Below are 21,686 nucleotides of genomic sequence, written 5' to 3' on the forward strand. Positions count from 1 at the left end.
TTTGATGATTAATATCGGCTATGGAAAAACCTGCCATAGCCGATATGCCAAATCGGCAGTTGTTTTTTAGCTTTTTATTTCTTATGCTGTTCTGATTTTTGGGTGAGCTTCACTCTTGTGTCCGCCCACGCTTGCTCCATTTTTTGTTTATATGCTTGCCAATCATCATCGCTTTGGTTGGTCTGTTTGTAATTATCAAGGCTTTGTTGGGACGCTTCTTGTGGCATTAATTCTTGCGATGTCAATTCTTGGAGTATTAATGGTGCATTGTCCGATATGTCATTTTGATGGTTATTGTCGCTCATCTTATCATTATTACTGTTATCATCACCGCTCTTATCATCATGATTGATTGGCTTACTATTAATTAACTTTTCGTTTTTATCAGTATGATTGATTTGCTTGTCGTTAATTAATTTTTCGTCTTTATCAGTATGATTGATTTGCTTGTCGTTAATTAATTTTTCGTCTTTATCAACATAACTGTTTTGGCTTTCATCAATATCATGCATGGATGCCGTGATTTTATCATTGACTGTCGTTTTTGTTATTATTTGCTCTGATGGTTTGCTTTTTGCGACCGCTACCGAACGCTGTCCATGTTGATAAAACAGCCTTGCCCCCAAACACATCCATAAAACAGTCCCGATCACAAACATGATGAAATCGGCATTTTGCACCCCGTCTTTGGTTGTTACTATGATAACAAGCCACACCAAATCCAACAAAGCCATAATCATAATGATGGATAAGACATTGATACGGCTAAGCTGTTTTTTGGGCAATAAAAATATCGGACTGACCAGCCAATAAACCGCCAGTAAGGGAAAAATAAAATTAACACTTAACCATAATCCAAACATTTTTATCCATATGAAATTTAAATTAATGATAAATGATTATTTAAACCAATTTTTCATTTTTACTGATTGGTAAATTATCATCACTTTATCTTACAAAAAATTGAATATACACTTCTTTATCATCATATACTTCTAAGGTTTTGCTATAAAAATGACATTTATTATTTTTATCAGGATGAAAGGCTTCTACATCATCCGTTTCATAAATGACATTTGGGTTTTGGGTTAGCTGATGATTTAATTTGATGATATTTTCATTTAATTGTTCAACGCCTTGATGAAATTCAGAACTAGCACCAAATAATACTTGAATGTATAATAAAAATTGGCGGATTTTACTTTCTTTAAATTTATAATCAACCGTAATTTTTATATCTTTACAATCGCTAAATGTATTTTGATAGCTTGGTTCGGGGGATAATTTTTCAAGATAAATGATGTGTTTGTGCTTGGTAAGCGTTTGGATTTGATTAATTTTAACAGAATAATTATCTCCGCCTGCAAAACATACTGATGAAAATAGGCATATTGCTAATATTCCCAATACGCTAACTGACTTTTTAGAAATTATTACGCCAAATCCGCCCATTTGTCCTTATCCTTAAACATACATTCATCAAACACCACGCACGAGCCACATTTTGGCGAGCGAGCCATGCAAGTATAACGCCCATGCAAAATCAGATAATGATGAGCGTCCACCAGATATTTGGCAGGAATGCGTGTCATAAGAGCCTCCTCTACCGCCAGCACCGTTTTGCCTGTGGCAAGTCCCGTGCGATTGCCCACCCGAAAAATGTGCGTATCTACCGCCATGACAGGCTCGCCAAAGGCGGTATTTAGCACGACATTGGCGGTCTTTCTACCTACACCTGCCAACGCTTCTAGCTCGTCTCGGGTGCGTGGCACTTGTCCGCCGTGCTTGTCTAGCAGGTCTTGGCAAGTCTTGATGACGTTGGTCGCCTTGGAGTTGTACAGTCCGATTGAGTTGATATAACTCTTTAAGCCGTCCAGTCCCAAATCCAAAATCGCCTTTGGCGTGTTCGCTACAGCAAATAAGCGAGCGGTGGCGATGTTCACGCTTTTGTCGGTGGCTTGGGCGGAGAGCATGACGGCGATGAGTAGCTCAAAATCGGACGAGTAGTTGAGCTCAGTTACAGGCTCTTTGATATGCTCAGACAGCTTGGCAAAAAACCGTTCACGTTTGTCGGCATTCATCGGGCGAGAGGCTGGCGTGTCGGCAGTTTTGACGGTGGTGAGTTTCGTTTTTGTGGTTTTGGCGGTCATGGCAAGGGGCTAGACAAAATCAGAATTGATGATTATTATACCACAACTGCACCGCTCGTTATTTTAAAAATCTCAATATCATTTTTATATCTTGCTTATGATTTATTTATACCATACGCCATTATCAGATATCGTATCAAATGATTTAACACCGCTTGATAAAAAACAAATCATCGCCAATCATCGCCATGCTCATTTAATGCACTTTTGCCAAAACAATCATTTACCCATACCCATTTATGATAAATATGATAATGGCAAACCATTTATTGCAAATATCCCTAATCTGCATTTTAATCAATCGCATTGCCAAACTGATTATGCTCTAATATATAGTTTAACCATTCAAAATATCGGTGTGGATATTGAAAATGCCAATCGCAAGTTAAATAAAAACGCCCTTGCCAAACGTTATTTTCATGATGATGAATGTCACGCTTGGCAAAATAGTCAAGATGATAAATTATGGTTTGCTTATTGGACGATTAAAGAGTCGGTATTAAAAGCATATGGCTCGGGAATTCGGCTGCCACTTCATGAATTAAAGGCGGTATTTATGACAGACAATAGCGGATATGTGTGTCATGATAAGATTGGGAAATTTTATTTTAAAAATATCTGCATCGGCGAATGCGTGATAACGGTGGCATATCCATTTGATTTTGGGGTGGTGGGGGTTGTTGGGGTGTAGGTTTTTGTTTTTTGGGTTTTAAAATAGGTGTTGTGGGGTAAATCATTTTTCCCCTATGGTGGATTATGGGTTTTGGGCGAATATAATTTACCCCTACACGTTCAAATTTTAGAATATATTTTTATTTTATAATTACAGCAAGATGCGTATTACTTACCAATAAGATTTTCTATTTAAAAGGTGCGTGGTACGCACCCTACCATACGACTTAGCACACGCCTTTAATCATATGCCAGTTTTTCATTTCTCTTTTTCATCATCTTCCCATTGTATAAGCCGTCTTACGATTTTGCCAAATAGTGTATCCTTTTTATAATCGCCTTTTTTATTTTTATCATGAATCGGCATATCGGTCAAAATAAACAACGCTTCATAAATGCTACTCACCGCATAAATATGAAACTCGCCACGCTCTACCGCCTCCACGATATTATCAGGGAGCATGAGCTGTCCGATGTTGGTTTTTGGGATAATCACGCCTTGCTCACCGTTAAGCCCACGCTCAGCACAAGCGTCAAAAAAGCCAATGATTTTTTCGTTCACACCGCCAATCGCCTGAGCGTCCCCAAGCTGATTCATGGAGCCTGTGATTGCAAGTGATTGATTTATCGGCACATTTGCAAGGGCGGATAGCAGCACGGCACATTCGGCAAGCGTGGCACTGTCGCCGTCAATGTGGGCGTAACTTTGCTCAAAGGCAAGGCTTGCTGAGAAATTAAGCTCGGCAAATTGGCTAAATAATGAGCGTAAAAAGCTCGTCATGATGAGCATTCCCTTGGCGTGCAGACTTCCACCAAGCTCCACGTCTCGCTCTATGTCTAGGATTTCGCCCGTGCCAAACTTAGGAGCGATGAGTGCGGTCAAGCGAGCAGGTAAGCCAAATTCGCTGTCGGCATAGACAATCACGGTCAAGGCGTTGATTTGTCCGACCACTTTTCCTGTGGTATTGATAAGCTGTTGTCCGTTTTGAATCTCTTGCCAATATAATTCTTTTAAATAGCCTTTACGTTCTTTAATCTCATCTAAGGCATTTTGGACGTGGGTTTTGTTAACAGTTTTGGCAATATTTTTATCATTGTTTTTATTATCATTTTCATGAGAATTATTTAAATAAAACTGTCGTGCCGATTCTACCACAAGTTGTAATAATCTATCGCTGTGCAAATCCAATTTGTCTTTATCATCGGCATAGACGGACAATTCGTCCAATATCGCCCCAAAGGCGGTATTGTCAAATGTGGGCAATGCTTGCTTTTTTATCATGTTGGCAATTTTGCCAATGATAAATAATTCGCTGTCGTGATTGCGTGGTAAGGCGTCATTAAAATCAGCTCGGATTTTAAATAGGTTATTAAATTCAGGTTCAAATTCTAATAATTCATAATATAAATCAGGCTCGCCCAATAATATCACTTTTACCGATAATGGCGTGCTGTCAGGCGATAAAGATACTGAGCCTGTTAGGGTTAGCATTTGTTCTAGGCTTGATATGCTTAGCGATTTTGATTGTAAGGCTCGCTTTAACCCTTGCCACGCATAGGGGTGCTCTAATAGCGATGACGCTTCTAATAATAAATATCCGCCATTGGCTTTGTGCAATGCCCCTGCCCGTATCATGCTTGCGTCCGTTAAAATCGTGCCAAGCTGAGTGATGTATTCAATATGTCCCAACAGATTGGGGTGGGTTGGCATATCTTCAAAGACAATGGGCGAACCGCTATTTGGCGTGTGGCTTACCGCCACATTGACATAATAGCGATTAGGGATATTTGCCGTTTTTACCATAAAGTCTTCATCATGCTCTACGATAAATAGGATATTTTCTATAATATCTTTTTGATAGTCGGTTAAGTATTGGCTGATTTTTTTATCATGTTTATTATCATATTTTTTTAAAATGGGATTAAATAATGGCGTGATGATTTTGATTAAAAGTGTTTCGTGAAGTTCGTCTATTTTTTGGTTCACTTCATCATCTAAATTGTCCAATTCTATATTTATTTTGGTGAGTTTTTTTTGTAGTTTATCAAGGGTGGTATTGTTAATGGGTTTTTTATCATCAATGGGGGTAAATACTGCTTTTTGGTCGGCAGAGTGCAATAAGGTCAAATTATGACTTTTGGCGGTGGCGTTTATTTCATCAAGCAAATTTCTTTCTTGTTTTTGGGCGGATTGCTTAATGGTGGTAATGCTGTTTTGGTAGCTGATGCTATTAAATTTGGCGATGATTTTTTTATACAGGTCATGCCAAAGTTTGTGCATGTCCTTGGCAAAAATCGCCCCTTGACCACTCGGCAGGGTAAGTGCAACGGGGTGGCGGGGTGCGTCAAAATTATGCACATAGACCAAGTCGGGCGGGGTCGGCTCGTGTTTGGCACGCTCGGCAAGCAGACGTGTGATGAGTGTGCGTTTACCAAGCCCGTTTTCACCCACGGCAAAGACGTGGTAGCCGTTTGCCTTGATGTCAAGGGCGGTCTGTATGGCATTGACGGCTCGGCGTTGCCCAAAGTCGTGCAGTGCAGGGCTTGCGTGCGTGCTGTCGGGCGGTAGGGCGTGGGTGTCGGTGTAGCGTTTTAGGGCGGTGTGGGGCAGGCGGTAGGGGGTGAATTGGTCGGTCATTGTTGTTATTAAAATATGAAAAAGGGATATTTTAACAGATTAAAACGTGATAAAATAGGGGATTTGAAATTAACTTGACTTTATAACAATGACTTATCATAAAATATCCGCCCATGCCGACGAATTTGCTCGTGAATTAGAGCGTGTCTCCGATAAGCTAAATTTAACATTTAGTGAAGTGCAAATAAAACAACTGCTTGGCTATTTGGATAATCTTTTGCTTTGGACAAAGGCGTATAATCTCACCGCCATTACCGCCCCAAAAGAGGCGTTTATTAAGCATATTTTGGACTGTTTGGCAATCGTGGCGGATTTGCCGCTTGCTGATAAATCAGGCATAAGCGTGCTAGATATTGGCACAGGGGCAGGTTTGCCGTCTGTGATTATCGCTATCATGCGTCCCGATTGGCACGTTACCGCCCTTGACAGCAATGGCAAAAAGGTGCGATTTATCCGTCAAATGGTGGGCGAGTTGGGGCTTGGTAACGTCAATCCTGTGGCAAGTCGCATTGAGGATTTTGACGGGGCGTTTGATCTCATTACGTCTCGGGCATTTGCCAGCCTTGATGATTTTGTCAATCTTGCCAAGCCCTATTTAAAGACGGACGGCGTGTTATATGCCATGAAAGGCAAAACACCAACAAGCGAGGATGTGGTAAATTTGAAAGATTGGCAAATTGAAGTCAAATCCATTTTTGTACCACAAATGAGCGATGAGCGGTGTGTGGTGTATTTAAAGCGTTAAAGTTATTTTAAAATTAAAATGTATGGGTAATTTACCCTAATTTAACAAATTGATGGTAAAGGTATTTTATGGAAATTATCGCAATCGCCAACCAAAAAGGCGGTGTCGCCAAAACCACAACGGCGGTTAATCTGGCAAGTGCGTTGGCACTTATCGGCAAAAAGCGTGTGCTACTCATTGACCTTGACGCACAAGGCAATGCCACAACCAGTCTGGGGCTTGACAAAAATGAGCTCGATTATACGGTGGCGGACGTGTTGCTTGACGATGTGCCACTGGTCAAAACCATTGTGGCAAGTCAGCACCTTGATGTGGTGGGGGCAAACCGTGATTTGGCAGGGATTGACGTGTCGCTTGCGGACGTGGCGGATGCACCGCTTTTATTAAAAAATGCCCTAAAAAACACCAAGCTAGACTATGACTATGTCATCATGGACTGCGCTCCAAGCCTGAGTATGCTGACCGTGAACGCCCTTGTCGCCACAGACGGCGTGATTATCCCCATGCAGTGCGAGTATTTTGCCCTAGAAGGCATTGCTGATTTGATAGATACGATTGAAAAGCTGACCCAAATCAACCCCAAACTGCACATTCGTGGCGTGGTGCGGACGATGTATGACGGGCGAAGTACACTTGCCCAAGACGTGTCGGCGGAGCTTGAAAATTATTTTGGCGAAAAATTGTACAAAACGGTCATTCCAAGAAGTATCCGATTGGCAGAAGCCCCAAGTTTTGGCAAATCTATTTTTGAGTACGAAAAATCGTCCAAGGGGGCTATTGCTTATCATCAGCTCATGAATGAAGTGTTGGAACAGCCTTAACTACACAATCGGCTTTCTACGATAAAACAAAATCCCTGGAATCGACAGCCCTAACACCAATGCCGAGATAACAAAAATCGCTTCAAAAAAGTACGTCATCATCAGCACAAACAGCTCCATACTAAACCCAAAATACCCTATCTGCACCATACTCACCATTGCCTTATACGCCACGATACCCGGCATGAGAAAAATCACGCTCGGCACGATGAGTGCCTTTGGCGGTAGTCCATGTCGCTGAGCAAAATACACCCCCAAAAAGCTCGGCAACATCGCCCCAAAAAATGTCGCCACCGCCAGATGACTCCCCACCGCCAACAGCCCTGTTTTGGTGATATAACCCAATGCCGTCATGATAAGACATAGCCCGACATAACGTCTAGGTAGCGTAAACATCAAGCACCACCCCAGCGTAATCACGCAAGACAGCCCCACATTTGTCAGTAGCGTTAGCACAGTCATCACAGCCCCCAATGCGGTATGCGTAACAAAATCAAGGCAATGACAATCCCCACGCACGCCGACAACGTCAGCATGGTCGCAAACATCCACCGCCCTACCCCCATATTGATATACCCCTTTAAAATGTCCGATAAGGCGTTAATGATAGGAAAGCTCGGCACCAGTAACAGCACGCTAGACGCCACCGCCACATCGGCATTGACCCCAAGCTCTAAAAAGTACGCCACCGCCCCAAGTAAAGTCGCCACAAAAGCAGTGATGATGACCACCACAAAAGGGTTAAAATGATGAGCGGACAGATACATGCGAGTGCGTATGGCACAAAAACCCGCCACGAGCGTTATCAGCGAGATAGCCAAACCACCGCCGTTAAGATAAGCAAAACAAGCACAGGACATGCCCACAAAAAACGCCATGAGCGTGTTGGGATATGTGGTGCGGTCAATGTTATCCAGTCGCTTTTCGGTGTGGGTAACGGCGTGCTCGTCTCGTCCGCCTGCTTGTCTTTGGCGTTCGACATCTAGGACAATTTGCTGAATCTGCACCAAGATACTCACGTTAATCCCCTGATGAACGGTATTGCGTACAGTTGTGATACAATGACCGTTATACAACGTAGTGAGCGTAATGGCATTAAAAGACAGTCCGCATTCCACGCCCCCAACCCCCAACGCCACGCCCAAGCGTTTGGTCAAATCCACCACAACCACCGACTCCGCCCCATACTGCATGAGCAACAACGCACAGCGAACGCACAGGCGAGTGATTCGCTGTTGCTCTTCGTGCGACAGATAGGGCAGTTTTTTGGGTGTCACATCAGACATGGCAGGGATAACGGCAAATGGCTAAGAATAAGGCGGTTATTGTAATCTAAAATGGGCGAAAAATATAGTATGGACTTGCCTAATAAAAAACGCACTTGATGTCATCAAATGCGTTTTTGGCAAGCCCTGCCAATTATAATTTAGAAGTCAGCTCAGGCACTGCCACTTGATAATCCGCTTCTAAGAAGTAATCCGCCACGCTCGCAATCGGAGCTTCTGGGTCGGTGTTAATCGCCACAATGGTCTTAGAGTCTTTCATACCTGCTAGGTGCTGAATCGCCCCCGAGATACCCACAGCGATATACAAGTTTGGAGCCACGATTTTGCCCGTTTGACCCACTTGCAAATCATTGGGTACAAAGCCTGCATCCACCGCCGCACGGCTAGCACCCATGGCAGCACCGAGTTTGTCCGCCAGTGGCTCGATGTATTTGGTGAAGTTCCCACCACTTGCCAACGCACGTCCGCCTGATACCACGATATTGGCAGACGTTAGCTCTGGGCGGTCAGATTTGGCAAGCTCTTCGCCAACAAAGCTTGATTTGCCACTATCGCCACCCACGCTCACGCTCTCAACAGACGCGCTACCGCCTGTGGCAGGTGCCGAATCAAACGCCGTACCACGCACACTTAGCACGATTTTATCTTCTGCTGATTGTACGGTTGCTGTGGCGTTACCTGCATAGATAGGACGCTCAAAAGTCTTGGCATCAATCACTGCCGTGATGTCTGATACCATGCTCACATCAAGCAGAGCCGCCACACGGGGCAAAAAGTTCTTGCCTGTCGTGGTCGCAGGAGCGATGATGTGGCTATATGCACCAGCCAGCTCCACCACCAGTGGAGCGATGTTTTCGGCAAGGGCATTGGCAAAAGCAGGATTATCAGCAAGTAGCACTTTATTCACGCCTGCCACTTGGGCGACACTGTCGGCAACGGCTTGGGCGTTTGAACCTGCAACTAATACGTGAATGTCGCTGTCAATTTGACTGGCGGCGGTAATTGTGGCAAGGGTCGCCGATTTTAATTCTTGGTTGTCGTGTTCAGCATAAACTAATACGGTCATGGTTGTATCCTTAAATAATTTTGTGTAACTTTTATAAAGGTAATGCCAAAGCCATAAGTTCTAGTACGAAAAAAACGAGCGAAGTTGTACAATATAGTACACGGCGAGTTTGACGAAGTAATAGGACTTATGGGGAAGGCATTAAATTACTTTTGCTTCGTTTTTAAGCTTATCAATCAGCTCATCAACGCTACCTACTTTCACACCTGCACTGCGTTCGGCAGAGGCTTTGACTTTTAATGTGGTCAGTTTAGATGTCATGTCCACGCCAAAATCCGCAGGAGTTTTGGTATCTAGTGGCTTTTTCTTGGCAGCCATGATGTTAGGCAGTTTTGGAAAACGTGGTTCGTTAAGACGTAAGTCTGTGGTAACGACCGCAGGCAGTGGCAAATTCACGGTTTGCAAACCACCGTCAATCTCACGAGTTACTTTGACCGCACCACCTTCTACCACCACTTCGGACGCAAAAGTACCCTGACCGACACCCATAAGTGCCGCCAGCATTTGCCCTGTTTGGTTGTTGTCGTCATCAATGGCTTGCTTGCCGAGTAGGATAAGCTCCGCCCCCTCGGCTTCTGCCACGCCTTTTAGGATTTTGGCGACTTGTAGCGGATATGGTTTGGCGTCTGTCTCAACCAATACCCCACGGTCAGCACCTAATGCTAATGCCGAACGCAACTGCTCTTGCGATTGGCTGGTGCCGATAGATACAGCGATAATCTCGCTTGCCACGCCCGCCTCCTTTAAGCGAACCGCTTCTTCAATGGCGATTTCACAAAATGGGTTTACGCTCATCTTGGCGTTGGTCAAGTCTACGCCAGACTCATCTGCTTTAACACGCACTTTGACGTTGTGGTCAACAACACGCTTGACAGCAACTAATACTTTCATGGTTACTCCGTTTTTTGAGTTTTAAAAATTTAATAAAAATATATCACATTTATCAGCTTTATGCCATGCTAGATTGTCTAAAATTTACAAATTTTGGTCAAATACTTAACGTGAATGAGCAGTCATTTTTCTTTTTGGGGTGTTTGGATAATAGAAAATGGCATTCTTTTAAAATCATGTACCACAAGGGTCACAAGGGCAAATTGCAATTTGCTACACGCTTTTCCAAAATACATTGCCAAATAACAAAAACAAAAAGCACCCAAATTACTTTGAGTGCTTAGCCAATGATATTGGCAATTAGATTTTTTCAATCTCTTCGGCTTGTGGGCCTTTTTTGCCTTCGCCTAGAATGAACGCCACTTTTTGACCTTCGGCTAAGGTTTTAAAACCAGAACCAGTAATGGCACTGTAATGGGCGAATACGTCTTGACCACCTGTATCTTGGGCGATAAAACCAAAACCTTTGGCTTCATTGAACCATTTAACAGTACCAGTAACTTTGTTTGACATGAGAATTTTCCTTGAAAATGGGGAAATAATGGCAAAATGCCGTGAAAATATTTATGTTGCCAAAACCGCAAAATAAGTTAAAGATACGACGCTTAAACTCTATATCAAACCGATAAGCTGCCTTAATGGTTCAGTAATAAATCTAACATACGCCCTGATACCAGCACTCGTCCGCAAGTTATCAAAGTCGTTTTTTCGCACAAGGCGAACAAAACACAATCTATGGTACATAAATACCGTACAGCTAGTATAACAAAGTTTTTATCAAAAAGGGGATTTATTTTTGTAATTTTACAAAAAAGACAAATCAGTGTAGGGCAAGGCAAGCATACTCACGCAAAGCACAGCAAAGACAAGGGCAAACGACTGCGTATAAGTTAGGTATTTGGTGGACAAGACGATGTCTTTGGGGTCGTCTGGCAAATCATCGCCCATAAGACGCATACCAACAAACCAGCTCGTGAGCGAATACACACCATAAACCACAGGCACACAAATGAGTAAGCCCTGAAATTCCAAAAAATACAACGCCACGCCCGAGATGATGAACCATGACGATGTCAAAATGCTGATTATAGCAAAGGCGGTACTTTGGGGAAGTTTGCCTTTGTTTTTTGTTACCCAAGCCGATTCCACCCACGTCAACACCGCAATCACCAAACTTGCCAACACATATAAAATGGACAAATCAGAAAGGCTGTTTAAAAAATGTAGAAAGTTATGCGTTATCATGCGTGGGCTACAAATCAGATAAATGGGCAATTATACCTTGATTGGGGCGTGGTGGCAAGGTGTGAATTTTATCAAATCTTTGGTATGATAGACCAAACCACCACACACAACTCCGATGAAACTGTCTTTATTATTGTATTTTATCATCAGTTTATTATTTGTCATTTCTTTTTTGCTCAATTGCTATGGTTATCAATTCGCAGGTTATTGGACAGAAAAAATCATCGCATGGATTTGGCTCATTCATACGGTATTTATCTTGATTTATCATTGGCAACATAAATTGACCAAAATCTATTTATCGGCATTGGGTGTTTTAGTGGTATTAAGTTTATTGCCCATGGGCATTGTATTTTTTGCTTTTTTAAATTTTATTGGGACATTTGGTGATTATCAAAGACTATCTATCAATGATGATTATCGTTTGGAAATGACCCAGCATCAACCCTTATCCATGCCCAGAGTTTATATTTATCAAAGGCAATACGTCATCTTTGAAAAAATCATCTCCCGCCCAATCTTTTATCATATCATTGAAAAAACCACAGGATTAGACAAACTGCAATTTGATGAAAGAACCATATCCATTCAACAAGCCACGCTCATTCATCATGATAATCAAACGATTACCATTCGCTATCGCATTCATGATAAAGAAATGATAATGACTCATGATGATTGTTTTGCCCGCCAAAACCACTCTTTGGATTGTGGCGGGCAAAAAACAACCGCCCAACTCTGAGCGAATCGGACGGCTGTTTTGATTGACCATGAAAAGAAAATCAGTTTTTCTCTTTATCAATGATTTTGTTACCGCCAATCCAAGGCATCATCGCACGAAGTTTCGCCCCAGTTTTTTCAATTTCATGCTCGGCAGTGTTACGGCGACGGGCAGTCATAGACGGATAGTTTAGCTGACCCTCGCTGATAAACATCTTAGCGTATTCGCCTGATTGGATGCGTTTTAGCGCGTTACGCATGGCCGCGCGGGACTGCTCGTTGATGACTTCTACGCCTGTCACATACTCGCCAAACTCAGCGTTGTTAGAAATTGAGTAGTTCATGTCGGCAATACCGCCTTCGTACATCAAATCTACAATCAACTTCAATTCGTGCAAGCACTCAAAATACGCCATTTCAGGGGCGTAACCTGCTTCTACCAGGGTCTCAAAGCCCATTTTGACAAGCTCAACCGCACCACCGCAAAGAACGGCTTGTTCGCCAAATAGGTCGGTTTCGGTTTCGTCTTTAAAGGTCGTCTCGATGATGCCAGAGCGACCACCGCCCACACCACAAGCATAAGACAAAGCAAGTTGCTTAGCAGAACCTGACACATCACGCCAGATGGCGATAAGGTCAGGGATACCACCGCCTTTAACAAACTCAGAACGTACGGTATGACCAGGGGCTTTTGGGGCAACCATAATCACATCAAGGTCGGCACGGGGCTCAACTTGGTTGTAATGAATGGCAAAACCGTGAGCAAAAGCAAGGGTTGCACCTTGTTTGATATTTGGCTCAATGGTCTCTTTATAAAGCTGACGCTGAAATTCATCAGGGGTCAAAATCATGACAACGTCCGCACCAGCGACCGCATCGGCGGTTTCGGCAACTTTTAGACCAGCGTTCTCGGCTTTTTTCCAAGAAGCAGAGCCAGCACGCAGGCCTACAGTCACATCAACGCCTGAGTCTTTTAGGTTCAAGGCATGAGCATGACCTTGTGAGCCATAGCCGATGATGGCAACTTTTTTGCCTTGAATGATAGACAAATCACAATCTTTGTCATAATACACATTTAAGCTCATACGAGTTTCCTTAAAATAATGCCCATAGATAAATATCAGGGGGCGGGGGTTGAATTATTTACCAAAGCAAATTCACATTAAACTCAGTTAATTTACTGTCTTTGCTAATTAAAGTTAAATTTTCACTCATTGCTTGAGCAACAAGCATTCTATCAAAAGAGTCGGCATGGCTTTCTTGAAATTATCCTGCTAGGCGTGCGTGTTGTAATTTAATAGGCATTACTTCAAACTTATTTACCTACACCAATTTTTCAAAATCACGAATTACCAATTTTGCTTCATCCCATTTACCTTTATGGTATTTAATGCTCACCTCCCAAAGGTTAATAGGACTAACAAAAATGTGATTGTATGGACTAATAATGGTTTGCAAAGCAGTTTTTGACAAACTATCTTGCTGTGTCCACCACCAAACCGCGTGTGCGTATCCAACAAATATCTCATAAACTAATGCCATATTTATCGGTTTTATCGCCATTCCACCAAGCCAATTCTTCTTCACTCATTGGCTCAAACCAAAAATCATCATCGGTATGAATGTTCAAATGAGCAAGCAAACCTGAGGTTTTTAACTTTGATGCAAATTGATGTAAGAGCGTTAAATACACCTGTTCGCCTTGCACAACAAGCTGTACTTTCTGCTCATTTTGAATATAAGTCTGCACCGCAAGTGGTAGGCTTGCCAATTCTACGATCATATTTTTCTCGCAAAATCAATCAACAACAATCAAAGGCTCATAATATCTCTGTACACCACAAGAAACACGCCCCCAATCCGACAAACGCACACGAGCTTGATGAAAGTCGAAGGCTTCTTTGTTCACAAATTCTTCATAAACCCAAAACTTATCGGCATCGCTGTTGTCTTGTGTGATTTGAAATATCAAACAACCACTTTCTTGGCATGTTAAGTCAATGTGCTTTTTAAGTTCATCTAAAATAACTTGCCGATTGGTTTTAGGAATGATGATATGACCTTTTAAGACAACTTTTGCCATCACAAAGAAAGCGTCCGCTCGCCCCTTGCAATACCAATCACGCCAGAGCGTACCACTTCTAGGATTTTATCTCGTCCGATGACTTCAATAAAGCCATCTAACTTGCCTGCGTCCCCTGTGATAAGAATGGTGTAAAGGTTTGCCGATACATCCACGATTTGGGCTCGGAATATGTCTGCCGTGCGGTGCACTTCTTCACGGTATGCTCCTGTCGCTCGCACCTTGATAAGCATCAGCTCACGCTCAATCTGACTACCGCCAGAGACTTCGGACAGATTTTGGACTTTGACCACTTCAATGAGTTTATGAAGTTGTTTGGTAATCTGCTCAATCTTATCGGCGGTCGTAATCGTGGTCAGGGTAAGCCGTGATAATGTCGGGTCTTCGGTAGCGGCAACGTTTAGCGTATCAATGTTGTAGCCACGCTGACTAAACAGCCCCACCACACGAGACAGCGAGCCTGCTTCGTTTTCCATAAGTACCGAAATCAAGTGTTTTTGTAACTGTGCCATTAGGTACGCTCCCCTTTTGATAACCACATATCACGCATGGACTGCCCTGCCACTTGCATGGGATAGACGTGCTCACTTCTGTCCACATACACATCAATAAATACCAAACCGTCCATTTCTAGGGCTTCTTTTAGCTCCTCCTCCATAGTAGCAGGACTCGTAATTTTTACGCCTTTATGCCCATAGCTTTCGGCAAGTTTGACAAAATCAGGCAACGATTTCATATAACTTTGAGCATGGCGACCTTCGTACAGCATATCTTGCCATTGTTTTACCATACCAAGTTGGGCGTTGTTTAAATTTAAAATCTTAACAGGCAAATTATACTGCAAGCACGTTGATAGCTCTTGGATATTCATCTGAATGGAGCCTTCGCCTGTGATACAGACGACCGTTTTTTCGGGATAGGCAAGTTTTGCTGCCATGGCATAAGGCAAGCCCACACCCATGGTGCCAAGTCCGCCAGAGTTTAGCCATTGGCGTGGCTTGTCATATTTATAATAAAGGGCTGCGAACATTTGGTGCTGACCGACATCGGAGGTAATCATTGCTTTACCGTCTGTCAATTTACACAGCGTTTCAACAACACGTTGGGGCATGATCGCATGAACATCGGCGTCCGTGTCATCGCCATAACGCAGACCATGACGCTTACGCCATTCGCCTATTTGCGTCCACCAGTCGGCAAGGGCGTGCTCGTCTAGGCGTTTGTCGCTAGATTTGACAATGCTTACCATTTCGGTCAAGACAGGCTTGACATCGCCCACAATAGGGATATGAGCGTTAATGGTTTTTGAGATAGACGTTGGGTCAATGTCAATGTGGATAATGGTAGCGTTTGGGCAGAATTTTTTGACGTTGTTGGTAACACGGTCATCAAACCTTGCTCCCACCGCCAAAATAACGTCCGCATGGTGCATGGTCATATTGGCTTCATAAGTGCCGTGCATGCCAAGCATACCGACAAATTGCTCGCTCGTGGCAGGATATGCCCCTAGTCCCATGAGCGTGTTGGTAACGGGCAAATTTAACAAATTGGCAAGTTCACGAAGCTCATCGCTGGCATTACCTTGCACCACGCCACCGCCAGAGTAGAGTACAGGGCGTTTGGCAGACAGTAACACGTCTAGGGCTTTTTTGATTTGACCGCCATGTCCTTTTGATGTTGGCTGATAAGAGCGAATGTGAATCTCGCTTGGCATAAAATAGTCAAATTTATCGGCAGGGTTCGTCATGTCCTTTGGAATGTCCACCACCACAGGGCCAGGTCTGCCTGAGCTTGCGATAAAAAAGGCTTTTTTGATAATCGTGGGAATCTCGGCAGGGTTACGCACAACAAAGCTGTGCTTGACCACAGGGCGAGACACGCCAATCATGTCGCATTCTTGAAAGGCATCATCGCCAATCAGCGTGCTTGGCACTTGCCCTGCCAATACCACCATAGGAATGGAGTCCATGAACGCTGTGGCAATGGCGGTTACGGTGTTGGTAACGCCCGGCCCTGACGTGGCTAGCACCACACCTGTACGTCCTGTAACACGGCTATAAGCGTCAGCCATGTGTCCTGCCGCTTGCTCGTGGCGAACTAGGATATGCTCAATTTTGTCTTGCTTAAATAGGGCATCATAGATATGTAGCACCGCCCCGCCAGGATAGCCAAAGATATGGGTCACACCTTCATCAACTAAGGCTTGCACAAGCAGTTCTGCCCCGCTCATGGCAACGGTTTCGCCACGGGCAAGTTTGGCTTGATTTTCATGGAAATGTTTGGCAACGTCTGCCGTCTGAGTATGCCCCGTCATGTTGGGGACTTGGGTGGTTTGCTCTGTCATATCAATCCTTTTCCCAAATGGGGTGAAACAAAACAACTTACCAAAGACGTGGTACAAGGACTGACAAAAAGATGAAAATATCGTCTTGCAGACCGGTAAGTCTTGGGCAATGTTAAGTCGGTATGAATAAACGGTAATTTATTCGCTTGGGCTTAACAAACGTCTTTTTTGATATAAAAAACGCTGACTTATATAACTAATTTTTATAAGTTAAAAAAACTTTTGACAAATTTAGTTATTAAAACTAAGATTTTGCTATCTTACCCTAAAATTTCGCTTTTGCCAATACTTTTTTAAAGATTATTGTTAATTTTTTCAAATCACGCCAAATTTTGCCAAAAAGCGACAAATACCGCATTTATTTGCCTAATCGGTCTTGATTTTATCGTGGTTTTGTTGCAATATTAGCATTATTTTTTGCCGACTGTGGAGATGTGTTTGACATCATCCAACATTAAGGACTTTTCATGAAAATTCATACTTTAACTGCCCTACTTAGCATTGCCACTTTTGGTATTACCGCCAACGCCAACACCACCACGGTTTACAAAAGCGTGGGTAAACATGGCGAAGTACGCTATAGCCAAATGCAACCCAAAGACACCCAAAACTTTCAAATATTAGAGATGCGTAGCGATGGACGCACCGCTGACGCAGGACAACTGGCACAACAGCCTGCCACGCCTGCCCCTGCTCCAACGTCAGAAGCTCAGCGTATTGCCGACTTAGAACAGCAAAATAAAGCTCTACAAAACCAAGAGCTTGCCAATCGCTGTCAATCACTGCGTACTAACTTTGCCAACCTAACCATTGGTGGGCGTATCTTTGAAACCAACGCCAATGGCGAAAAAGTCTATCTTAACGACCAAGAGATTAGTTCACGTCGTCAACGCCATCAACAGATGATTGACCAATACTGTCAAGGCGTCTAACTTTTCAGTCACCCTATACCAAACCCTACCACCATCAAGTTGTAGGGTTTATTTTTTACTTAAATTTTTTGCTTACGCAATGTTGATGGCAAAATCCCCATCGCTTCACGGTACTTAGTCACGGTTCGCCGTGAAATACTCACGCCCTGCCCTTCTAACACGCCAGTAATATAAGCATCTGACAGAGGTTTTTTGGGGTCTTCATTTTGAATCATGCTTTGAATTTGGGCAGGGATGGCGATTGATGACATCTCGCCATCTTCACTATCCACACTAGATGAGAAAAAGTATTTTAAGGGGTATAAACCCTGTGGGGTAAACATGGTCTTATTAGTGGTCAGTCGTGAGACGGTGGACTCATGCAGTCCAATCTCATCGGCGACATTTTTTAGGGTCAAAGGAATCATCGCTTCCACGCCCCGCTCCAAAAACCCCTGCTGACGGCGAACGATACAACTTGCCACTTTAAGTAAGTTTTGGTTGCGTTCATCGATACTGCGAATGAACAGACGAGCATCATTTAGTTTATCTTTAAGATAAACATTATCATCGCCATCATCACCTTTTTTGATGAGACTGGCGTATTCTTGATTGATTTGTAAATTGGGGATAATGTCTTGGTTTAGTACCACTCGCCATGCGTCGGTATCGGCGACATTAACCAAAGATTTTTTGGCATATCTGCCTTTGGTCTCTTCTAAGGCGATGACTAAAATATCAGGAATATCAATACTTTGGTCAATACTACTTTCATTTTTATAAAACTCAGAAGCAGGCTCGGGATTAAGACTGCGGATAATCGCCATCGCCCCTTTTATCTCGGCAGAACTTAGGTCGGTATCCTGCATGAGTGCCTTGATGTTGTTCGTCTCCAAATGAGTGGTTGCCCCAAGCACCATATAAGCTTCATCGGCAAAAGGCAAATCAGGGTCATCTTTGGTCAGCTCGTCAAGTTGCAATCTTAGGCACTCAGGCAAGTTTCTCGCCCCCACGCCCGTTGGCGAACACGCCTGAATGCGTTGTAATACCGAAACAATCTCAGGCGGGCTAACCACCTCTTCCCACTGATAAAAGCTGGCAAGGGTCGCCAAATTCTGATACAGCTCATCCACGCCCAAACGGATATAACCCATCTCATCCATGGCATCCAGCAAATAATCCAAAATCAGCGACTCTTTGGCGTTCATGGGACTAAAATTCATCTGAAAACGTACGTGTTCTTGAATGCTAGTATGAGTCGCCCCTAAAAACTCATGCTCATCATCATGCCTGCCCGATGCACCAAAGTCGCCATCATACTCAAAATCAGGGGTATAGACATTATCCCAGTCGCTGTCCATCGCCCCGTCATCCAGCCCCGATTCAGTCAGTTTGTCATAACTGTCACTTTCAAAGGGCTCATCAAAACCATCTGAGTCTTGACTGTCATTTTTTTGCCAATTATTATCCGTCCAGTCATCCAAACTTAGCTCATCACGGTCAAACTCTACCTCAAAACTCTCATCAACCTGTTCAAGCAAAGGGTTGCTGTCCAGCTTCATCTGCACTTCTTGCTCTAATTCAAGGTGCGACAAAGCCAGCAGACGAATCGCCTGTTGCATTTGTGGGGTGAGTTTTTGGGATTGGTTTAAGCCAACGCCCAAGCCAAATGAGAGGCCCATGGGTGTACTACTGTCCTACTTATTAACATCTACCAATTTAAAATATCTACCAACTTTTAAATTTTACAACATTTTGGCATAATTTTTGCATAGATTTTGCTAAAAGGCGTAAATTTTACGACATAACACCCCAATAACGCCCATTATTGTTATTTTATAACTCATTTTCCTGCCTAAAATCCCATCACAACCCCATCCATCATAAACATTACACCAACCATCAAGTTACCCCAAATTTGTCCAAAAGTTGCCTAGCTTGATAAATGGCTTTATAATAAATTCAAAGTTATTTGCCAGTAAGGACAACCATGCCAAAAATTGCCAACATTCAGCTAAATTCCCAAGATAACATTGATAACAATCTAGCCATTATCAAACAGGCTGTCTCTGTCGCCAAAGACAGCGGGGCGGATTTGGCGGTTTTGCCCGAAAATGCCTGCGTCATGGGGTCGCAAAAAGAGCTTGCCAGCCGTTTTGATGAAATGGTGGCTTTTTATGCACGTCTTGCCCGTGATACCGACATTCATATCTTAGCAGGCACACTCCCCTACCCTACTCACCCTGATGGCACGCCCATAGATGGTAAATTAGACGGCAAATTTCGCCAATCTAGCCTACTGTTTGACAATACAGGCACGCTCATCACCCGCTATGACAAAATCCATCTGTTTCGGGCGTCGGTGGCGGACGGCGTGGGCAGTTATGATGAAGGTCGCACCTTTGAAGCAGGCGATACGCCCGTGGTGGCTCACTGCATACTAGGCGGTGTGGCGGTGGGCATAGGGCTAACGGTGTGTTTTGATGTGCGATTTCCCACGCTTTATCAAAAAATTAGAGATATGGGGGCGGACATCATCACTGTGCCGTCTGCCTTTACCCATACCACAGGCAAAACCCATTGGCAATCCTTACTGACCGCTCGTGCCTTGGACAGTCAATGCCTCATCATCGGCTCAGCACAAGGTGGCACGCACCATTTTACCCACAAGGACAAGCCCCAAACCCGTCAAACATGGGGGCATGGCATGATAGTCAATGCCAATGGGCAAATCGTGAGTGGTACAGACACGACAGACGGTGGCGACTTTATAATCATTTATGCTGATTTTGATAAAGATGAGCAAGATGATATTCGTAAAAATATGCCGATATTTGAATTTCGGGTGGAATTATAATTAAGGCTTTTTGGCGGTCGCCCTAGGGTGCGTTTTGTCGTAAACCTTGGTCAATGACCCAAAGTCCACATGGGTATAAATCTGCGTGGTGCTAAGGTTGCTATGCCCCAACAGCTCCTGCACCGCACGCAAATCACCACTAGATGACAACAGGTGCGACGCAAAACTGTGGCGAAGCAAATGTGGATGCAAACTCTGGGCGATACCTGCCCGAGTGGCACACAGCGACAGACGAAGCTGTATCGCACGCTCGCTTAGTCTTTTGCCATGTCGCTCACTGATGAACAACGCCTTGACGGTACTGGCAGGCGTGATGTCATCAGGCTTGGCAGTTTTGGCGACTTTTTTGGCTTGCCATGATGTGCGATAAGGCAGGTAGGCATTGATGGCTTGTATCGCCTTGGTACCAACAGGAACGACACGCATTTTTTTGCCTTTGCCCAGCACCCTAACCGATTTGGCGGTCAAATCCACATCCGCCACATCAAGCGATGCCAGCTCCGCCAAACGCAGTCCGCTACTGTACATCAGCTCAAACATCGCCTTATCTCGCACCCACAAATCCGCCTGCTCGGGGTCATCGGGTGGGGCTTGCTCCAAAAGCTGTGTCATCAAATCCACATCCAACACCACAGGCAAGGGCTTGGGAGCGGATTTTAGGCGATAACCGATGGTCGGGTTACAGATACTCGCTTTGTCGTCTGTTGTCCGCTCCTGCTCGTTGATGGCAAACTGATAAAACCGCTTGATGGCAGAAATGTCCCGTTTGACACTCGCCGTCTGCACCCTATCCTGCTCCAACCGTGTCACGACATACCACTCCAAATCCTTGGGGCGACAGTCCTGCCAGTCCACGCCATAACGCCCCAAAAACTCGCCAAAGCGGTGCATGCTCGCCCGATACGCCGACAGCGTGTGGGGCGAATAATTCTGCCCTGTCAGTGACGACAGCCAACGCTCTATCGCTGATAGCAGAGTCTGAGCTGTGGTTTGTCTTGGGTCTGTATCATGGCTAATGGGCATGTCATGAGCCTGCTCTGCTTGCCTAGCTAGGCTTGGCGGATGAACGCCACTGGATGATTGGGCGGAGCGGGTTTCGTTTAAAATGGCGGACAGTCTCATGGCTATGGCTATTATTGGATAAATGCTAGATAAGCATTGGATAAATATCGGGCAAATTATTTGGGTGGATTTGGTAAATTGGTAAAATCAGACTAGGAAATTTAGGAACAACTATCTTATCACGATTTGTCATGA

24 protein-coding genes are annotated in these 21,686 nt (G+C 44.0%); 6 read left to right on the forward strand and 18 right to left on the reverse strand.

The window, feature by feature from the left end; genetic code table 11:
* Positions 1–74: 74 nt before the first annotated feature.
* The 3 genes from LP107_RS09590 to nth all read right to left on the reverse strand — a co-directional run bounded on the left by LP107_RS09590 (position 75) and on the right by nth (position 2,081).
* Positions 75–863 (reverse strand): Frag1/DRAM/Sfk1 family protein, encoded by a 789-nt coding sequence (locus LP107_RS09590; protein ID WP_264676170.1) that lies wholly within the window; start codon positions 861–863, stop codon positions 75–77.
* An 85-nt stretch (positions 864–948) separates the two neighbouring features.
* Positions 949–1,452 (reverse strand): hypothetical protein, encoded by a 504-nt coding sequence (locus LP107_RS09595; RefSeq protein WP_078274334.1) that lies wholly within the window; start codon positions 1,450–1,452, stop codon positions 949–951.
* Positions 1,434–2,081, reverse strand: coding sequence for an endonuclease III (gene nth / locus LP107_RS09600; RefSeq protein WP_078274346.1), 648 nt, complete (start codon positions 2,079–2,081; stop codon positions 1,434–1,436). Before nth ends, LP107_RS09595 begins: the two co-directional genes overlap by 19 nt.
* A 166-nt stretch (positions 2,082–2,247) precedes the next feature.
* Between nth and LP107_RS09605 the strand changes: the two genes are divergently transcribed.
* A complete protein-coding gene (locus LP107_RS09605) occupies positions 2,248–2,841 on the forward strand; it encodes a 4'-phosphopantetheinyl transferase family protein (RefSeq protein WP_112742032.1) in 594 nt (197 codons plus the stop codon).
* 240 nt (positions 2,842–3,081) lie between these two features.
* Here LP107_RS09605 and LP107_RS09610 read toward each other — a convergent pair whose 3' ends face one another.
* Positions 3,082–5,460: a Lon protease family protein gene (locus LP107_RS09610; RefSeq protein WP_264676169.1), complete on the reverse strand. Its 2,379-nt coding sequence runs from the start codon at positions 5,458–5,460 to the stop codon at positions 3,082–3,084.
* A gap of 82 nt (positions 5,461–5,542) precedes the next feature.
* On the opposite strand from LP107_RS09610, the gene rsmG reads away from it, so the two are divergent.
* Both rsmG and LP107_RS09620 read left to right on the forward strand, forming a co-directional pair.
* Positions 5,543–6,205, forward strand: a complete 663-nt coding sequence (gene rsmG, locus LP107_RS09615; protein ID WP_410173934.1) for a 16S rRNA (guanine(527)-N(7))-methyltransferase RsmG — start codon at positions 5,543–5,545, stop codon at positions 6,203–6,205.
* Between the two features lie 68 nt (positions 6,206–6,273).
* Positions 6,274–7,026 (forward strand): ParA family protein, encoded by a 753-nt coding sequence (locus tag LP107_RS09620; protein WP_112742028.1) that lies wholly within the window; start codon positions 6,274–6,276, stop codon positions 7,024–7,026.
* On the opposite strand, the gene LP107_RS09625 is transcribed toward LP107_RS09620, so the two are convergent.
* The 7 genes from LP107_RS09625 to LP107_RS09655 all read right to left on the reverse strand — a co-directional run bounded on the left by LP107_RS09625 (position 7,027) and on the right by LP107_RS09655 (position 11,679).
* Complete coding sequence (locus LP107_RS09625; protein ID WP_079324232.1) at positions 7,027–7,488, reverse strand: threonine/serine exporter family protein; 462 nt, start codon at positions 7,486–7,488, stop codon at positions 7,027–7,029.
* Positions 7,488–8,312, reverse strand: a complete 825-nt coding sequence (locus tag LP107_RS09630) for a threonine/serine exporter family protein (RefSeq protein ID WP_078274340.1) — start codon at positions 8,310–8,312, stop codon at positions 7,488–7,490. Before LP107_RS09630 ends, LP107_RS09625 begins: the two co-directional genes overlap by 1 nt.
* A gap of 133 nt (positions 8,313–8,445) precedes the next feature.
* Positions 8,446–9,378, reverse strand: coding sequence for an electron transfer flavoprotein subunit alpha/FixB family protein (locus tag LP107_RS09635; protein WP_112742025.1), 933 nt, complete (start codon positions 9,376–9,378; stop codon positions 8,446–8,448).
* A 141-nt stretch (positions 9,379–9,519) separates the two neighbouring features.
* Complete coding sequence (locus LP107_RS09640; RefSeq protein ID WP_112742023.1) at positions 9,520–10,269, reverse strand: electron transfer flavoprotein subunit beta/FixA family protein; 750 nt, start codon at positions 10,267–10,269, stop codon at positions 9,520–9,522.
* A 300-nt stretch (positions 10,270–10,569) separates the two neighbouring features.
* Positions 10,570–10,782 carry a cold-shock protein gene (locus LP107_RS09645; protein ID WP_078274114.1) on the reverse strand — a complete coding sequence of 71 codons (213 nt, stop codon included), beginning with the start codon at positions 10,780–10,782 and terminating at the stop codon, positions 10,570–10,572.
* A 291-nt stretch (positions 10,783–11,073) separates the two neighbouring features.
* The gene (locus LP107_RS09650; RefSeq protein ID WP_112742019.1) at positions 11,074–11,514 is read right to left on the reverse strand and encodes a hypothetical protein; all 441 of its coding nucleotides are present in this window, start codon (positions 11,512–11,514) and stop codon (positions 11,074–11,076) included.
* 30 nt (positions 11,515–11,544) lie between these two features.
* Positions 11,545–11,679: a hypothetical protein gene (locus LP107_RS09655; protein ID WP_264676168.1), complete on the reverse strand. Its 135-nt coding sequence runs from the start codon at positions 11,677–11,679 to the stop codon at positions 11,545–11,547.
* A 7-nt stretch (positions 11,680–11,686) separates the two neighbouring features.
* Here LP107_RS09655 and LP107_RS09660 point away from each other — a divergent pair, with 7 nt between their 5' ends.
* Positions 11,687–12,256 (forward strand): hypothetical protein, encoded by a 570-nt coding sequence (locus tag LP107_RS09660; protein ID WP_264676167.1) that lies wholly within the window; start codon positions 11,687–11,689, stop codon positions 12,254–12,256.
* A gap of 40 nt (positions 12,257–12,296) precedes the next feature.
* Here the strand turns inward: LP107_RS09660 and ilvC are convergent, their stop codons facing one another.
* The 5 genes from ilvC to LP107_RS09685 all read right to left on the reverse strand — a co-directional run bounded on the left by ilvC (position 12,297) and on the right by LP107_RS09685 (position 16,547).
* Positions 12,297–13,319, reverse strand: coding sequence for a ketol-acid reductoisomerase (ilvC, locus tag LP107_RS09665; protein ID WP_112742015.1), 1,023 nt, complete (start codon positions 13,317–13,319; stop codon positions 12,297–12,299).
* A gap of 440 nt (positions 13,320–13,759) precedes the next feature.
* Positions 13,760–14,017 (reverse strand): hypothetical protein, encoded by a 258-nt coding sequence (locus LP107_RS09670; protein WP_078274119.1) that lies wholly within the window; start codon positions 14,015–14,017, stop codon positions 13,760–13,762.
* Between the two features lie 15 nt (positions 14,018–14,032).
* The gene (locus tag LP107_RS09675) at positions 14,033–14,317 is read right to left on the reverse strand and encodes a putative quinol monooxygenase (RefSeq protein WP_078274120.1); all 285 of its coding nucleotides are present in this window, start codon (positions 14,315–14,317) and stop codon (positions 14,033–14,035) included.
* Positions 14,317–14,829 (reverse strand): acetolactate synthase small subunit, encoded by a 513-nt coding sequence (ilvN, locus tag LP107_RS09680; protein ID WP_078274121.1) that lies wholly within the window; start codon positions 14,827–14,829, stop codon positions 14,317–14,319. The genes LP107_RS09675 and ilvN overlap by 1 nt, the downstream gene beginning before the upstream one ends.
* Entirely contained in the window at positions 14,829–16,547 is a 1,719-nt protein-coding gene (locus LP107_RS09685) for an acetolactate synthase 3 large subunit (RefSeq protein ID WP_228157831.1), read from the reverse strand. The genes ilvN and LP107_RS09685 overlap by 1 nt, the downstream gene beginning before the upstream one ends.
* A gap of 581 nt (positions 16,548–17,128) precedes the next feature.
* Here LP107_RS09685 and LP107_RS09690 point away from each other — a divergent pair.
* Complete coding sequence (locus LP107_RS09690) at positions 17,129–17,593, forward strand: DUF4124 domain-containing protein (protein ID WP_112742014.1); 465 nt, start codon at positions 17,129–17,131, stop codon at positions 17,591–17,593.
* 59 nt (positions 17,594–17,652) lie between these two features.
* Here the strand turns inward: LP107_RS09690 and rpoN are convergent, their stop codons facing one another.
* Complete coding sequence (rpoN, locus tag LP107_RS09695; protein WP_264682773.1) at positions 17,653–19,254, reverse strand: RNA polymerase factor sigma-54; 1,602 nt, start codon at positions 19,252–19,254, stop codon at positions 17,653–17,655.
* Between the two features lie 308 nt (positions 19,255–19,562).
* Between rpoN and LP107_RS09700 the strand changes: the two genes are divergently transcribed.
* Positions 19,563–20,429: a nitrilase-related carbon-nitrogen hydrolase gene (locus LP107_RS09700; RefSeq protein WP_264676165.1), complete on the forward strand. Its 867-nt coding sequence runs from the start codon at positions 19,563–19,565 to the stop codon at positions 20,427–20,429.
* Here LP107_RS09700 and LP107_RS09705 read toward each other — a convergent pair whose 3' ends face one another.
* On the reverse strand, positions 20,430–21,452 hold the full coding sequence (locus tag LP107_RS09705) for a tyrosine recombinase XerC (protein WP_420029520.1): 1,023 nt from the start codon (positions 21,450–21,452) through the stop codon (positions 20,430–20,432).
* Positions 21,453–21,686: the final 234 nt, after the last annotated feature.

This window comes from Moraxella bovis, assembly GCF_025985205.1.
GTDB lineage: Bacteria > Pseudomonadota > Gammaproteobacteria > Pseudomonadales > Moraxellaceae > Moraxella > Moraxella bovis.

Coding starts and splice junctions, on each gene's coding strand:
- LP107_RS09590 (WP_264676170.1), bottom strand. CDS start 863: ATGTTTGGATTATGGTTAAGTGTTAATTTTATTTTTCCCTTACTGGCG.
- LP107_RS09595 (WP_078274334.1), bottom strand. CDS start 1,452: ATGGGCGGATTTGGCGTAATAATTTCTAAAAAGTCAGTTAGCGTATTG.
- nth (WP_078274346.1), bottom strand. CDS start 2,081: ATGAATGCCGACAAACGTGAACGGTTTTTTGCCAAGCTGTCTGAGCAT.
- LP107_RS09605 (WP_112742032.1), top strand. CDS start 2,248: ATGATTTATTTATACCATACGCCATTATCAGATATCGTATCAAATGAT.
- LP107_RS09610 (WP_264676169.1), bottom strand. CDS start 5,460: ATGACCGACCAATTCACCCCCTACCGCCTGCCCCACACCGCCCTAAAA.
- LP107_RS09620 (WP_112742028.1), top strand. CDS start 6,274: ATGGAAATTATCGCAATCGCCAACCAAAAAGGCGGTGTCGCCAAAACC.
- LP107_RS09625 (WP_079324232.1), bottom strand. CDS start 7,488: ATGACTGTGCTAACGCTACTGACAAATGTGGGGCTGTCTTGCGTGATT.
- LP107_RS09630 (WP_078274340.1), bottom strand. CDS start 8,312: ATGTCTGATGTGACACCCAAAAAACTGCCCTATCTGTCGCACGAAGAG.
- LP107_RS09635 (WP_112742025.1), bottom strand. CDS start 9,378: ATGACCGTATTAGTTTATGCTGAACACGACAACCAAGAATTAAAATCG.
- LP107_RS09640 (WP_112742023.1), bottom strand. CDS start 10,269: ATGAAAGTATTAGTTGCTGTCAAGCGTGTTGTTGACCACAACGTCAAA.
- LP107_RS09645 (WP_078274114.1), bottom strand. CDS start 10,782: ATGTCAAACAAAGTTACTGGTACTGTTAAATGGTTCAATGAAGCCAAA.
- LP107_RS09650 (WP_112742019.1), bottom strand. CDS start 11,514: ATGATAACGCATAACTTTCTACATTTTTTAAACAGCCTTTCTGATTTG.
- LP107_RS09655 (WP_264676168.1), bottom strand. CDS start 11,679: ATGACAAATAATAAACTGATGATAAAATACAATAATAAAGACAGTTTC.
- ilvC (WP_112742015.1), bottom strand. CDS start 13,319: ATGAGCTTAAATGTGTATTATGACAAAGATTGTGATTTGTCTATCATT.
- LP107_RS09670 (WP_078274119.1), bottom strand. CDS start 14,017: ATGATCGTAGAATTGGCAAGCCTACCACTTGCGGTGCAGACTTATATT.
- LP107_RS09675 (WP_078274120.1), bottom strand. CDS start 14,317: ATGGCAAAAGTTGTCTTAAAAGGTCATATCATCATTCCTAAAACCAAT.
- ilvN (WP_078274121.1), bottom strand. CDS start 14,829: ATGGCACAGTTACAAAAACACTTGATTTCGGTACTTATGGAAAACGAA.
- LP107_RS09685 (WP_228157831.1), bottom strand. CDS start 16,547: ATGAGCGGGGCAGAACTGCTTGTGCAAGCCTTAGTTGATGAAGGTGTG.
- LP107_RS09690 (WP_112742014.1), top strand. CDS start 17,129: ATGAAAATTCATACTTTAACTGCCCTACTTAGCATTGCCACTTTTGGT.
- rpoN (WP_264682773.1), bottom strand. CDS start 19,254: ATGGGCCTCTCATTTGGCTTGGGCGTTGGCTTAAACCAATCCCAAAAA.
- LP107_RS09700 (WP_264676165.1), top strand. CDS start 19,563: ATGCCAAAAATTGCCAACATTCAGCTAAATTCCCAAGATAACATTGAT.
- LP107_RS09705 (WP_420029520.1), bottom strand. CDS start 21,452: ATGCCCATTAGCCATGATACAGACCCAAGACAAACCACAGCTCAGACT.